Raw genomic sequence first — 11,281 nt, 5'->3', positions numbered from 1 at the left:
CACTCCAGGCGGCGAGGGGGCCAGCGACAGGGTCGAGGGGCGGAAACGCTCGACCGGGGCGCTGGCCTGGGTGCTGACCTGCAGGCGCAGGAACGGCACGACGGCGGGCACCCGGCCGGCTACGGCCACGGTGGCGGTGTCGGCGGTGCGGGTGACCGACACGCGCGGGTCGACGACGACCTGCCCGGCGACCTGGTCGAGGACGGTTGCGGCGTCGGCGCGGCCTCCGGCGGCGGTGCCGCCGGACACCCTGGTGGTCTGCAGGGCGTGGTTCGCGGCGTGCTGGACGCCGAGTTGGGCCAGGGCCCACAGGGCGAACTGCACGCCGACGAGGACAAGCAGGAACAGCAGGGGCGCGTAGAGGACCACCTCGGTGGTGACCGACCCGCGGTCACCACCGAGCCGGCGTCGCCTGCCTCGTCGCATTCGGTGCATGGCTAGAGGTTGATTCCGGTGATCTTGGTGATGATCTTGCCCTGGAAGATGGCGTAGACGGCCAGGACGAGGGTGACGAGCAGGGCGATCCACATGACCTTCTCGGTGGTCTCGCTGCCCCGGTCGCCGGAGTCGCGCAGCCGGCGGCCCCGGTCGGTGAGGGTGAGGTGTGCCAGGGTCAGCAGGGCCATCAGCTTGCTGGGGTGCACGGCGTTTCTCCTTCTGGTGTGTCGGGGTCAGAAGCTGTCGACGGCGGTGACAGCCGGGTAGAGGAGGAACAGCATGTAGGCGGCGGCCAGGAGCATGACCGGCATAGACATGCGTTCGGTGGCGGAGTTGGCCCGGGCCTCCAGGGCGGCGGCCTGGTGGGCGCGCAGGGTGGCGGCGCGGATGGTGAGGGAGTCGCGGATGCGGGCGCCTTCGGTGCCGGCGAGGCTCATCGTCGCGGCGAGTTCCTGCAGTTCGACGACGCCGGTGTCCTCGCCGAGCTGGCCGAGGGCCTGCCAGGGCGGGATGCGCAGCAACCGGGCGGTGGCCACGGCACGGTTCAGGCGTCCGGCGGCCCAGCCGTGGGTGTCGGCGCAGGCGTCGTCGAGGGCTTGTTCGAGTCCGGCGCCGCCGGCGAGGGAGATGACGACGAGGTCGAGCACGGCGGACAGGGCGTAGCGCAGCTCGTCGCGGCGCCGCTGCGCCTCGGCGTGCACGGTGGTCTCGGCGAGCCACCACCCGCCGGCCGCGCCAGCAAGCGACGCCCACAGCGGCATGCCGGCGGCGAAGCTGACCCCGCCGGAGGCGAGGACGGCCATCGCGACCGGGGGCAGCAGCAGGCCGGCGATCACCGCGAGGGCCTGGTCGGCCAGGTGGGTGGCGGTCGGCCGTCCGAGTACGGCGAGGTCGGCGCGCATCCGCTGCCGGGGCAGGCCGAGGGCGCGCAGGGGCGCGGCGAGCAGCCGGGTCCTGGCCCCCACTGGTTCTTCCGGGGCAGTCGGGGTGCGGCGCAGGGCGTCGAGGGCCTGGGCGAGGCTGGGCCGGGCCGGATGAAGGCCGGTGCCGGCCAGGACGAGGCCGAGCCCGGCGATGACGCCGCACGCCACCACGAAGGCGGCCATCACGCCACCTGCCCGGGCTGGTCGGCCGAGAGCACCCGTGGTGGTTGCGGGACGCGGGAGGCGCGGGCCAGCCACCAGAACCCGCCGGCGAACACCGCGCCGACGACAAGGAGCACGAGCTGCCCGGTGACGCTGCGGTACGGGGCGAGGAACCCGCGGTTGAGCAGGATCAGCCCGGCGACCATCGCCACCGACGTGCCGGTGATGACCCGGGCGGCCGTGCGGGTCGCGGCCCGTTTGGTGGCCACCCGCATCCGGATGCCGGCGAGCTCGCGGGCGGTGGCGGCGAGGCTGGTCAGGCACTGGGACAGTTGCCCGCCGTGGTAGCCGGCGGCCTGAGTCAGGGCGCGCACGACGAGGTCAGCGGTGGGGTCGGCGAGGTCGGCGGCGAACGCGCGCAGCGCGTCGGGCAGCCGTGCTCCGCCGCGCACCGCCCCCGCGAGGGCCTGCACCTGGGGGCGGATGGGCTGGGGGGTGACAGGGGCGGTGGCGGTGATGGCCTGCTCCAGGCCGGCGGCCGAGGACAGGGTGTCGCGCAGCAGCTCGGCCCAGGTGGCGATCGCCTCGATCCGGGCGATCGCGCGGGTGTGCTCCCGGTCGGGTCCGAGGACGCGGGGCAGCGCCCACACCGCGGCGGCGGTCAGCAGCGCCGCGACCGGCCAACGGGTCGCCGCCGCGGCGGCGAATCCAGCGACGATGGCCGCGAGGAGCCGGGTACGGTCGGCCGACGTCCACCGTTGCCGTGTCCGGGTGGTCGGGGTGCCGGGTGGGCGGCGGCGTAGCCCGTCGGCGACGAGGATCAGGCCGGCGGCGCAGCCCAGGCCGAGCAGGATCGGCAGCAGGTCCATGCTCACCACCGGTCCCGGACGAGGAGGTTCGGGTTGAGGCCGGCGGCGGTGAGCTCGTCGAGGGTGTCGGCGCGGATCGGCGCGGCGGGGACGGCCCGCCGGTCGGGGCCGGGGCGGTAGATCTCGTTGGAGGGGACCTGGGTGCCGTCGGTCTCCAGGACCTGGCGGATGGAGGACACCACCCGGGTGCCGTCGGTGGCGACGTCCAGGTGCACGACGAAGTCGACGGCCTGGCCGATGAGCACGTTCGCCGCGTCGAAGGTCAACTTCTCCGGCGCCTGCATGACGTACATGGCCAGCCGGGTCAGCGCCTGCTTGCTGGAGGAGGCGTGCAGGGTGCACATGCTGCCGTCGTTGCCCTGCGACATGGCCAGGAGCATGGGTACGGCCTCAGCGCCGCGGGTCTCCCCGACGATGACCCGGTCCGGGCGCATCCGCAGGCCCCAGCGCACCATCGTGGACATGTCGATGCCGCCGACGCCTTCGAGGTTCGGTTCCCGCTGCTGCAGGGCGGTGGTGTTCGGGTGCGCCTCGGTGTCCTCGTCAAGGCCGAGTTCGTAGGCGTCCTCGACGGTGACGATCCGCTCGTGCGGGCTGATCGCGCCGGCAGCGGCGCGCAGCATGGTGGTCTTGCCGACGCCGACGCCTCCGCAGATCACGATGTTCTTGCGCGCCCGCACCAGCGCCCGGATGAGCTCCCGCAACCCCACCGTGATCTCCCCGCGGTGCAGCAGGTCGTCCAGGGTCACCCGGTGCAGGGTGTTGCGGCGGATCGACAGCGAGGGACGTTTCGCCACCGCCATCACGGCGAACAGGCGTTGCCCGCCGGGCAGCCGAAGAGACAGGCCGGGCGAACCGCGGTCGAAGCGGCGCTCCTCCTGCCCGCTGCGCGCCGCCGCGACCCGCACCAGGTCGACCAGGTCGTCGTCGGAGGCGGCGACCGGCGGCACTCGCTGCACCTGCCCGTCGGTGGTGCGGATCCACACGTTGTCGCAGCCGTTGGCGAAGATATCCTCCACCCGCGGGTCGTCAATCAACCTCTGCAAGCCGCCCAGGCCGGTGAAGCTGTCCCGCAACGCCCGCGCCAGGGCCGCCTCGGCCTGCGGAGTGAGCGGGACACGGCCGGCGGAGATGTCCTCGCGGGCGTGGACGACGAGTTCCTCGGCGATGTATCCCGCGATCACCGCATGGCGCTCGCCGTCGGGAAGCTGCGCGCCGTGCGCGGCCAGGCGGTCGCTGACCCGGGCCCGCAGCCGCGCCACCACCTCCGGCGGCGCCGCGGTCGTGCCGCCGTTGAGGGTCGGGGCGGTCACCGCACGACCCCCAGCGCCGCACCGGCGGGCCGCCCGCCGGCCGCGACGGACGCGGCGAGGGCGCGCAAAGCTTGGGCGAGGCGGGTACGTGTCCACGCCCGCCCCGTCATCCGCCCGGCGAGGACGCCCGCGCCCCACCGGTCGGCGGGCAGCTGCGCCCACACCGGGACACCGAGGCGCCCGCTGATCTCCGCCGGGGTGTAGGCGGACCTGCCGCAGACCGCCAGCCCGACACCACCAGGCCGCGCCGCGGCACGCAGCGCCGGCAGCCGGGTGTCCAGGTGGTCCAGGTACTCAGTCGACCCCGAGGTGACCAGCACGACCGCGTCAGCGGAGCGCAACAGGCCCCACGCGGGGCTGTTGGCGTAGAGGCGACCCGCGTCGGCGACCACTACCGGCGCCAACCGCGCGACCGCCTCGGCCTGGCCGGCGAGGACCGACACCGCCCCCGCAGCGGTCTCGGCCGCACCCGGCCCGACGAGGACGTGCAAACCCAACGGCACCTGCTGCACATACGGCGCCGCCCCACCGGCGTGCCCGCCGTGCCGGGCCGCCGCCGCCAGGGACGCCAGCCCCGGCTCCTGCGCCAGCCCGAACCGCGCCGCGACCACCCCACCACCGGGATCGGCCTCCACCAGCAACGCCGGATGCCCCGGCCACAACGCCGCCATCCCCAACGCCGCCGTCGACGCACCCGGCGCGCCGGACACCGACGCCACCACCACCAACATCTCCCGCACCTCCTCACGTCTCACTGGGACGGGCCGAGCTGCACCAGCGACACGTCCCCCGGAGCCGCCGCGACCGCTTCCGCCGCATCCGCGGCGAGCAGCACCGTCACCAACTGCGTGCCCACCTGGTCCGCTCCCGCCGCCACGGACACGACCGTGGCCACCGCCCGGCGCACACCGCTGTTCTGCTGCGGCGCCTGCTGCCCGCCCCCCGCAGGCGGGGCGACCAGCACCACCACCCGCGACCCAGCCGTCAGGCTCGTCGGGGCCCGGCCCGGCTTGACCGGCACCGCAATCACCGCCTGCCCCGCCGCAGGCCACGCCGCCGGCCCGACCTGCCCCGACACCAGCAGGCTCCCTGCCACCAACGGCACCGCCGCCGAACGGCCAACGATCCCGCCGCGCCGCTCGGCCGGGACCAGGTCCAGGCCGGACGGGTTCGCCACCCGCACCACCCGCACATCGACGTCGGTGATGACCTGACCCGCAGGCACGTCCCGCGCGACGGCGAGGAACTGCTCGTCGGCGTGCCGGCGCAGATCCACCTGCCAAAACGTCACCACCGTCGCCAGGACCAGCAGCACCCCGGCGACCACACGCCGCCCGCTGCGCCGCCCCACCCGCCGCATACCGGTGGACACCGGCGGCAGATCCGCAGCGGCGATGCTCCCCGGCCGGGGACGGTCCGTCGTGACGCTCACCGGACACCTCCGACGATCGCCTGGGACTCCGCCACCCGCACGGACACCGTCGAGGTCGTCGTGAGCGGAGCGAGAGTGCCCCCACTACCGGCACCAGACCAGGTGACCGACCACGTCACCGTCGCCCGCAGCCGGAACGCCGCCCCCGCCGCGACAGCGGACGAGGAGGTGTAGGTGTGCCCGCACGGCGACGACGCCCGCGGATCGGTGCCCGGCTTCCACGGCTTACCCGGACCAGTGCACGTCAGGTCGTCGCTGCCGTCGCCGAAGGACCACACCACCCGGGTCGGCGTAGCGGTCGCGGTCACCGACACCCCAGGCACCGACGCCGTCGCCGACCGGGCACCCCACGTCGCTGGGTCCACCCATAGCCAAACCGGCACCTGCACTAGCACGAACGGCGCCGTGGCGGGATTCGTGCGAATCTGCGGCGAGGGCAGGCGCAGCCGAGAACGCGCCGTCTGCGCCAACGCCGTCAGATTTACCGTCGGCGCCTGGTCCAGCCACACCGGCACCTCCTGCGACCCCAACCCGTTGGCTACGCAAGTCCGCGAATACCAACCGCCCTCTGGGCCCTTGCCCGGCGGAGGCGGGAGACCCACGTCGACCGGCGCCCAGTAGCAGCCGTCGCCACCGCCGCCGCCCGAGCCGTCGTCACCGGACCCGCCGCCCTGGTTGCCGCCGGTGGAGCCGCCAGACCCGCCGGGGGTGCCGGCGCTGATCTCGCATTCGGGAGCTGACGGGTTCTGGGTGCAGCTGACCCCGCCGATGCCACCGTCAGCACGTGCTGCCAGGCTTCCAGTCATCAGTACGATCGCTGCCGAGACCGCAGCGGTCAGGAGTTGGGCGGTGCGACGCATCAGCACGACCCCACGTCCTGGACACCGAAGCTGGTGACCTTCCAGCCGCCGGCCTCGAGGTCCGTGACCGTTGCCCGCGCGCTCCGCCGGCCCCCGGGCACGTCGTTGATCGGCTTGCCCGCCAGGTTGTAGACCAGGAAGGCGCTGTCGTCGATGCAGTCGGTGACGGTCACCGTTGCCGGTGAGGCGTTGAGCGCGACGTCGGTGGCCTGAGGGTCTAGGACGTACTTGCCCTTGAGTACCTGCTTCTTGCTCCGGTAGGTGGCCAGCCCGTTTCGCAACGTTTTCAGCGCGCCGTCGCTGGCGAACCTGCTGAGGTCGGGCTCGTCGGGGTTTGCGGTAAGACCGGCCTTCGCGTACGCGGCCCACATACCGCGGTACACGCCCAGCGCGGCGCCTTCGGCCGAGCCACGCGGATCCTGGCTGGGTGTGGAAACACTGACCGAGGTAGTGGGAGAAGGTTCTTGCCCGGTGTTTCCGGCGTCGCACGCTCCCGCTCCGGCCACCAGGCACAGGGCTGCCGCCGAGCCCGCCAGGCGCAAGCGGCGGCCTCGCGCTCGAACGGTGGAAGTTGGCTGTCTGTTACGGATCGTCATCTGCCGCCCTGCCTCCTGACGGTTCCTGGCCACAGCGAAGCGGGCCCACCCCGCTGTCGTGGAAGTTGCACGCACGGATGCCTGAACCCACCTCTACACCCGGCCCCTACGGTTACCGCAACGTGCTTACCTTCCGGTGATTACCGTCAGGTGCTCACCTCGAGGTCACCGATAATGCGAGTCTTTCGACGCAATCCGACCAGCCGGTGTCGGATTCGCGACACTATGCCCGCAGGGATCGAAGGCCTTAGAATCCTCAGAAAATCTCAAGGGAGCGCGCATTATGAGCCGCACCGCCGAGGGTCCTCAGCCCGCCGACCTTGCTGCGGAGCTCGCCCGTCGGCCCATAGCCATCGCGGCTCTCGTGACGTTGCGTGACCGCGCTGCTGCCACTGTCGGCGACCTCGGTGGTGTGGACGAGGCCTCCCGCGAGGCGCTGCGGGCCGACCTATGCTGGCTCGCGGCGACCGGACTTCTGCGGCGGGAACCGCACGGCAGCTGGGACGTGGTTGCCACCACGGGCGCCTATCGCCTGTCCACTATGGGGAACGCTCTGGCGGACGCCCTGAATGCGCTCGCGGAGGGCTGCCGCTACCTTGCCGGCGCACCAGCTACCCAACGACGTGACTCGTTGCCTCGATGATCTCCATCTGACTCAACGTGGATTCGTTGTTCACGTAGAGCAGTCGATCCCCTAGACTCGTCCTCTGGCCGACCTTGACGGGGAGGGGAGGCGGATGGACGACGACCTTCACGTCGTGCACGAAGCGATCAGGCTGTGCGCCCAGCGGTGGACCCTGGAGATCCTCACGGCACTCGGTCAACGGCCGATGCGATTCTCGGAGCTGCTGCGCGAGATCCAACCGGCGCCGAGCTCGAAATCGCTCAACGATGCCCTGCGCCGCCTGCGCGACGGTGGCCTGGTGCACCACTCCGACGACGCGGGTGCCGGAACCTACTCCCTGACCGCCGCCGGCACCCACCTCCTGCCGTTGCTCTCATCGTTCATGCGCGAGATGCGCCGCTGGTCGGACACCTATCGCGACGGCTATGCCCAACCAACCGGTGCGGACGCGGGAGCGGCGTAGGCCCATCTCGCCCCACAATGGCGACGGCCGATGAATCCCACGGTGCTGGGGCTGGCGCTCTTCGGCGGCGCCCTCGCCGGCTTGGCGCTGCCGCACGTGTACATCTGGCTGGTGGCCAAGCCGCAGGCCAGCATGGACCTACCACCGTCCCGGGCGGGCGTAAGCGGCACCTCGGCACCCCGCTGCGTGCCCGTCAGGAGCGCGCTCATGCTGGTGGCCGTCTCGGAGTTGTGTGGCACCGGGCTGGCTGTTGCCTCCGCCGGCCTGGCCTGGATGCTGCGCGACATCCCCGGCGGACTGCCTCTGCTGGCGGTATGGCTGGTAGTGATGCACACCGGCATGCTTCTAGCCGCCGTCGACGTCGCGGTCCGCAGGCTGCCCACCCCCGCGATCAGCGCCGCCGCCATAGCCGTCGGCGTCGTGCTGGCCAGCCAGGCAGCGACCACGAGCCAGGCCCACACGTTGGTCACCGCCGTGCTCGCCGCGGCGACGCTCGGCGGCCTGTACCTGACTTTGGTCATTGTGGCGGGCAGCGGGATGGGTCTGGGTGACGTGCGGCTGGCCGCGCTGCTCGGCGCGGCGCTAGGCGCTGCCGGCTGGCCGGCGGTGTTCCTCGGCGGCCTGCTGCCCTTCCTGCTCGCCGTTCCCGAAGCACTGGCGCGCCTGGCGCTGCGCCGCGCGCACACCATCGCCTTCGGCCCCTATCTGGTCGGCGGGGCACTGATAGCAGCCATGGTCAGCAGCTGATCACGACCGATGCAGCGTGTGTTGCGCGTGCTCCGTACGTAGAGAGCGGGCCGCCGGCGCCATGACGATGGCAAGTGTGTCGGGGTACGGCCTGGAGTGCAGAGCTAGGTACAGCTGATCTTGCAGAGGTGCGCACTGTTTGTCCGTCGCCTGCGGGTGACTGAGGGTGAGGCTGCTCGGGTCGTGATCGGACCGGCGTGGGGCGGCTGGCGGTGGGGGCGTTGGATGAGCAGCGGTGGCTGGATGTGCGTCGGTTCCGGGCGTTGCACGAGGCTGGTGCGAGTGTTTCGGAGATCGCTCGTGAGACGGGCCTGAACTGGCGGACGGTGAAGAAGTACCTGGCTGCTGGTGGCGGCGAGGTGGTGCCGCCGGTTCGGGCGCGGCCGGCTCGTGGGCAGTTGATCGATGTGTTCGCGCACGTGGTCGATGCGTGGTTGCGGGCGGAGTTGCTGCTCAAGGGCACGGTGATCCATGAACGACTGGTTGAGCAGTACGGGTTCACCGGTAACTACCAGCGGGTGAAGTTGTATCTGCAGCAGGCCCGGCCGCGGATCGCGGCGGAGTTGGGGATCAGCCCTGATCAGCTGGCCGGGCTGCATCGTCGGTTCGAGGTCGTTCCGGGTGCGCAGGCGCAGGTGGACTGGGGCGACGAGGGCGGCATCCTGGCCCATGTCGGGATCCCGAAGGTGTACTCGTTTCACATGGTGCTGTCGTACTCGCGGGATCCGTTCTGCTGTTTCACCACCAGCCAGGATCTGGCCGCGTTCTGGGAGTGTCACCGGCGGGCGTTCGCGCACTTCGGCGGGGTTCCCGGGGTGATCGTCTACGACCGGACCAAGACCGTGGTCCGTCGGCACGTCGCCCCGGGCCTGGCGGTGCCGCTGCACCCGGAAGCGGTCGCGTTCGCCGGGCACTACGACTTCGACATCGATGTGTTGGCCGCCTATCGGCCGACCGGCAAAGGGCGGGTCGAACGGCAGGTCACCATCGTCCGTGATCATGTCCTGGCGGGGCGGGCGTTCTCCTCGCTGGCCGAGCTCGACGCCACGTTCGTGGCCTGGGTTCGGCAGCGGCGGGCCGTGCGGCATCGCACCCATGGCGAGATCATCGGCGTGCGGGCGGTCCGTGACCACGCCGCGCTGCGACCGATCCCGGCCAGGGCGTATGTGGTCGCCGACCGGCATCTGCGGCACGTCGGCAAGGACTGCCTGGTCGCCTACGCCGGCAACCTCTACTCCGTGCCGGCCCGACGGGTCCGCCACCGCCAACTCGTGGAGATTCGGGCGACCGCCGCCACGATCACCATCCACGCCACCGTGCCCGGCCTGGACGGCACCACGCTGCTGGCCACGCACCAGCGGGCCGTGGGCCGCGGCGCCCGCGTGGTCGACGAGAGCCACTGGGACGGTCTGCCCGACGGACACACCCGTGCCGTCACCACCGGCGACCCCGCCGGCGGGCAGCCGGCCGCACGCCGATCGGCCCGCCTCGACGGGGGCCAGGGACCGCTGCAAGCCCTGCTCAACCGGGCCGCTGCCGCTCAGGTCGCCGTCGAGGCCCGGCCGCTGTCGGTCTATGAGCAGATCGCTGCGGCCAGCCCGTTCACCAACCGCCCACACCTGAAGGACGTCTCGAAGTGAGTGAGCTGGTCACCAACCGCATCCACGCCAGCGCCACCAAACTCGGCCTGCCTCACCTGGCCAAGACGCTGCGGGAACTCACCGGCCGGGCCGACACCGAGGCCATGGGCTACCTGGAGTTCCTCGACCTCGTCCTGGAAGAGGAACTCGCCGTCCGCGACGAACGCCGCTTCCGCGCCGGGCTACGCCTGTCGAAGCTGCCGCACCACAAGACCCTCGACGACTACGACTTCAGCTTCCAACCCGACCTGGACCCCCGTAAGGTCCGTGACCTCGCCACCCTCGCATTCGTGCAGGCCAAAGCCAACGTCGCTCTCCTCGGCCCACCCGGCGTCGGCAAGACCCACATCGCGGTGTCCCTCGCGGTCGCCGCCTGCCGAGCCGGATTCACCGTCTACTTCACCACCCTCGACGACATGGTCCGCCACCTCACCGCCGCCGACGCGATCGGCCGGCTGGCCCGGAAGCTGCAGACCTACCTACGCCCCACCGTCCTGGTCATCGACGAGGTGGGCTACCAGCCCCTCGAACGCCCCGAGGCCAACCTCGTCTTCCAAGTCATCTCGAAACGCTACGAGAAGGGCTCCACCCTGCTGACCTCGAACAAAGGCTTCGGCGAATGGGGTCAAGTCTTCGGCGACGAGGTCCTGGCCACCGCCATCCTCGACCGGCTCCTGCACCACTGCGACGTCGTCCCGATCAACGGCCCCAGCTACCGACTCAAGAACCGCCTCACCGCCATCGAGAACGTCGCCTGATGCCCACCCCGGCCATCCCGGACGACCCCGCGGCCACCAGCGACACCCACCACGGCGACCTGCTGCAACTCCTGCTCCAGATCTGCGAGGACTTCCTCGCCCGCGCCACTGCGGCGACCCACCACGAGGTCGACACCCTCCTACGCGCCCGCGGCATCACCGGCGGACCCGGATGGCTGATCGACATGCTCGGCCTCACCCGCCTGCGCCTGCAAGACACAACTCACCGTGACGAACAGGGCGCCCACCACGACACCTGACCTCTGCAAGATCAGCCGTACTCACCTCTGCACTCCAACGAGTACCCCGACACAAGTGCGCGGTGTTGGCCATGGCGGAGCCAAAGCTCTTCCTATCACTGTCCTGCGGCGGCGTCGCTGTGTGACAGTCTCGTCCTGTCCCGCTTGGGCGGTGCTCGAAGCGGTGCCGTATCGGCTCACCTACGTCAGCTAGGA

At 71.7% G+C, this 11,281-nt stretch carries 15 protein-coding genes; 6 read left to right on the top strand and 9 right to left on the bottom strand.

What is annotated here, in order from left to right; genetic code table 11:
* The 9 genes from ABD52_RS19515 to ABD52_RS40895 all read right to left on the bottom strand — a co-directional run.
* Nucleotides 1–435 (bottom strand): TadE/TadG family type IV pilus assembly protein (locus tag ABD52_RS19515; protein ID WP_047892740.1); only part of this gene is annotated, 435 nt, incomplete at its 3' end.
* A 2-nt stretch (nt 436–437) separates the two neighbouring features.
* On the bottom strand, nt 438–644 hold the full coding sequence (locus ABD52_RS19510) for a hypothetical protein (RefSeq protein WP_200905211.1): 207 nt from the start codon (nt 642–644) through the stop codon (nt 438–440).
* 27 nt (nt 645–671) lie between these two features.
* Nucleotides 672–1,544, bottom strand: coding sequence for a type II secretion system F family protein (locus tag ABD52_RS19505; protein ID WP_047892737.1), 873 nt, complete (start codon nt 1,542–1,544; stop codon nt 672–674).
* On the bottom strand, nt 1,544–2,392 hold the full coding sequence (locus ABD52_RS19500; protein WP_013289172.1) for a type II secretion system F family protein: 849 nt from the start codon (nt 2,390–2,392) through the stop codon (nt 1,544–1,546). The genes ABD52_RS19505 and ABD52_RS19500 overlap by 1 nt, the downstream gene beginning before the upstream one ends.
* Before the next feature lie 2 nt (nt 2,393–2,394).
* A complete protein-coding gene (locus ABD52_RS19495; protein ID WP_047892736.1) occupies nt 2,395–3,705 on the bottom strand; it encodes a CpaF family protein in 1,311 nt (436 codons plus the stop codon).
* Nucleotides 3,702–4,436 carry a hypothetical protein gene (locus ABD52_RS19490; protein WP_047892735.1) on the bottom strand — a complete coding sequence of 245 codons (735 nt, stop codon included), beginning with the start codon at nt 4,434–4,436 and terminating at the stop codon, nt 3,702–3,704. Before ABD52_RS19490 ends, ABD52_RS19495 begins: the two co-directional genes overlap by 4 nt.
* A 20-nt stretch (nt 4,437–4,456) precedes the next feature.
* Entirely contained in the window at nt 4,457–5,065 is a 609-nt protein-coding gene (locus tag ABD52_RS19485) for an SAF domain-containing protein (RefSeq protein WP_041799407.1), read from the bottom strand.
* Nucleotides 5,066–5,133: 68 nt separating this feature from the next.
* The gene (locus tag ABD52_RS19480; protein ID WP_085985964.1) at nt 5,134–5,943 is read right to left on the bottom strand and encodes a hypothetical protein; all 810 of its coding nucleotides are present in this window, start codon (nt 5,941–5,943) and stop codon (nt 5,134–5,136) included.
* A gap of 53 nt (nt 5,944–5,996) precedes the next feature.
* Nucleotides 5,997–6,593 carry a hypothetical protein gene (locus ABD52_RS40895; RefSeq protein WP_235437502.1) on the bottom strand — a complete coding sequence of 199 codons (597 nt, stop codon included), beginning with the start codon at nt 6,591–6,593 and terminating at the stop codon, nt 5,997–5,999.
* Nucleotides 6,594–6,876: 283 nt separating this feature from the next.
* Here ABD52_RS40895 and ABD52_RS39210 point away from each other — a divergent pair, with 283 nt between their 5' ends.
* The 6 genes from ABD52_RS39210 (at nt 6,877) to ABD52_RS19450 (ending at nt 11,086) form a co-directional block, all read left to right on the top strand.
* The gene (locus ABD52_RS39210) at nt 6,877–7,236 is read left to right on the top strand and encodes a hypothetical protein (protein WP_013289166.1); all 360 of its coding nucleotides are present in this window, start codon (nt 6,877–6,879) and stop codon (nt 7,234–7,236) included.
* A 94-nt stretch (nt 7,237–7,330) separates the two neighbouring features.
* Nucleotides 7,331–7,681, top strand: coding sequence for a helix-turn-helix domain-containing protein (locus tag ABD52_RS19470; RefSeq protein WP_013289165.1), 351 nt, complete (start codon nt 7,331–7,333; stop codon nt 7,679–7,681).
* 30 nt (nt 7,682–7,711) lie between these two features.
* Nucleotides 7,712–8,428: a prepilin peptidase gene (locus tag ABD52_RS19465; protein WP_013289164.1), complete on the top strand. Its 717-nt coding sequence runs from the start codon at nt 7,712–7,714 to the stop codon at nt 8,426–8,428.
* A gap of 197 nt (nt 8,429–8,625) precedes the next feature.
* Nucleotides 8,626–10,068 (top strand): IS21 family transposase, encoded by a 1,443-nt coding sequence (istA, locus tag ABD52_RS19460; protein WP_013289163.1) that lies wholly within the window; start codon nt 8,626–8,628, stop codon nt 10,066–10,068.
* Nucleotides 10,065–10,826 (top strand): IS21-like element helper ATPase IstB, encoded by a 762-nt coding sequence (gene istB / locus ABD52_RS19455; RefSeq protein WP_013289162.1) that lies wholly within the window; start codon nt 10,065–10,067, stop codon nt 10,824–10,826. Before istA ends, istB begins: the two co-directional genes overlap by 4 nt.
* The gene (locus tag ABD52_RS19450; protein ID WP_013289161.1) at nt 10,826–11,086 is read left to right on the top strand and encodes a hypothetical protein; all 261 of its coding nucleotides are present in this window, start codon (nt 10,826–10,828) and stop codon (nt 11,084–11,086) included. Before istB ends, ABD52_RS19450 begins: the two co-directional genes overlap by 1 nt.
* Nucleotides 11,087–11,281 lie beyond the last annotated feature (195 nt).

The sequence above is a fragment of the Micromonospora sp. RV43 genome (assembly GCF_001029515.1).
In the GTDB taxonomy this organism is placed as follows: Bacteria; Actinomycetota; Actinomycetes; order Mycobacteriales; family Micromonosporaceae; genus Micromonospora; species Micromonospora aurantiaca.
This window is presented reverse-complemented; position numbering and strand designations above follow the sequence as displayed.

What these genes read in the sequence shown, in the direction of transcription:
- ABD52_RS19505 (WP_047892737.1), bottom strand. Translation starts at nt 1,544, where the DNA reads ATGGCCGCCTTCGTGGTGGCGTGCGGCGTCATCGCCGGGCTCGGCCTC.
- ABD52_RS19500 (WP_013289172.1), bottom strand. Translation starts at nt 2,392, where the DNA reads ATGGACCTGCTGCCGATCCTGCTCGGCCTGGGCTGCGCCGCCGGCCTG.
- ABD52_RS19490 (WP_047892735.1), bottom strand. Translation starts at nt 4,436, where the DNA reads ATGTTGGTGGTGGTGGCGTCGGTGTCCGGCGCGCCGGGTGCGTCGACG.
- ABD52_RS19485 (WP_041799407.1), bottom strand. Translation starts at nt 5,065, where the DNA reads ATGCGGCGGGTGGGGCGGCGCAGCGGGCGGCGTGTGGTCGCCGGGGTG.
- ABD52_RS19480 (WP_085985964.1), bottom strand. Translation starts at nt 5,943, where the DNA reads ATGACTGGAAGCCTGGCAGCACGTGCTGACGGTGGCATCGGCGGGGTC.
- ABD52_RS40895 (WP_235437502.1), bottom strand. Translation starts at nt 6,593, where the DNA reads ATGACGATCCGTAACAGACAGCCAACTTCCACCGTTCGAGCGCGAGGC.
- ABD52_RS39210 (WP_013289166.1), top strand. Translation starts at nt 6,877, where the DNA reads ATGAGCCGCACCGCCGAGGGTCCTCAGCCCGCCGACCTTGCTGCGGAG.
- ABD52_RS19470 (WP_013289165.1), top strand. Translation starts at nt 7,331, where the DNA reads ATGGACGACGACCTTCACGTCGTGCACGAAGCGATCAGGCTGTGCGCC.
- ABD52_RS19465 (WP_013289164.1), top strand. Translation starts at nt 7,712, where the DNA reads ATGAATCCCACGGTGCTGGGGCTGGCGCTCTTCGGCGGCGCCCTCGCC.
- ABD52_RS19450 (WP_013289161.1), top strand. Translation starts at nt 10,826, where the DNA reads ATGCCCACCCCGGCCATCCCGGACGACCCCGCGGCCACCAGCGACACC.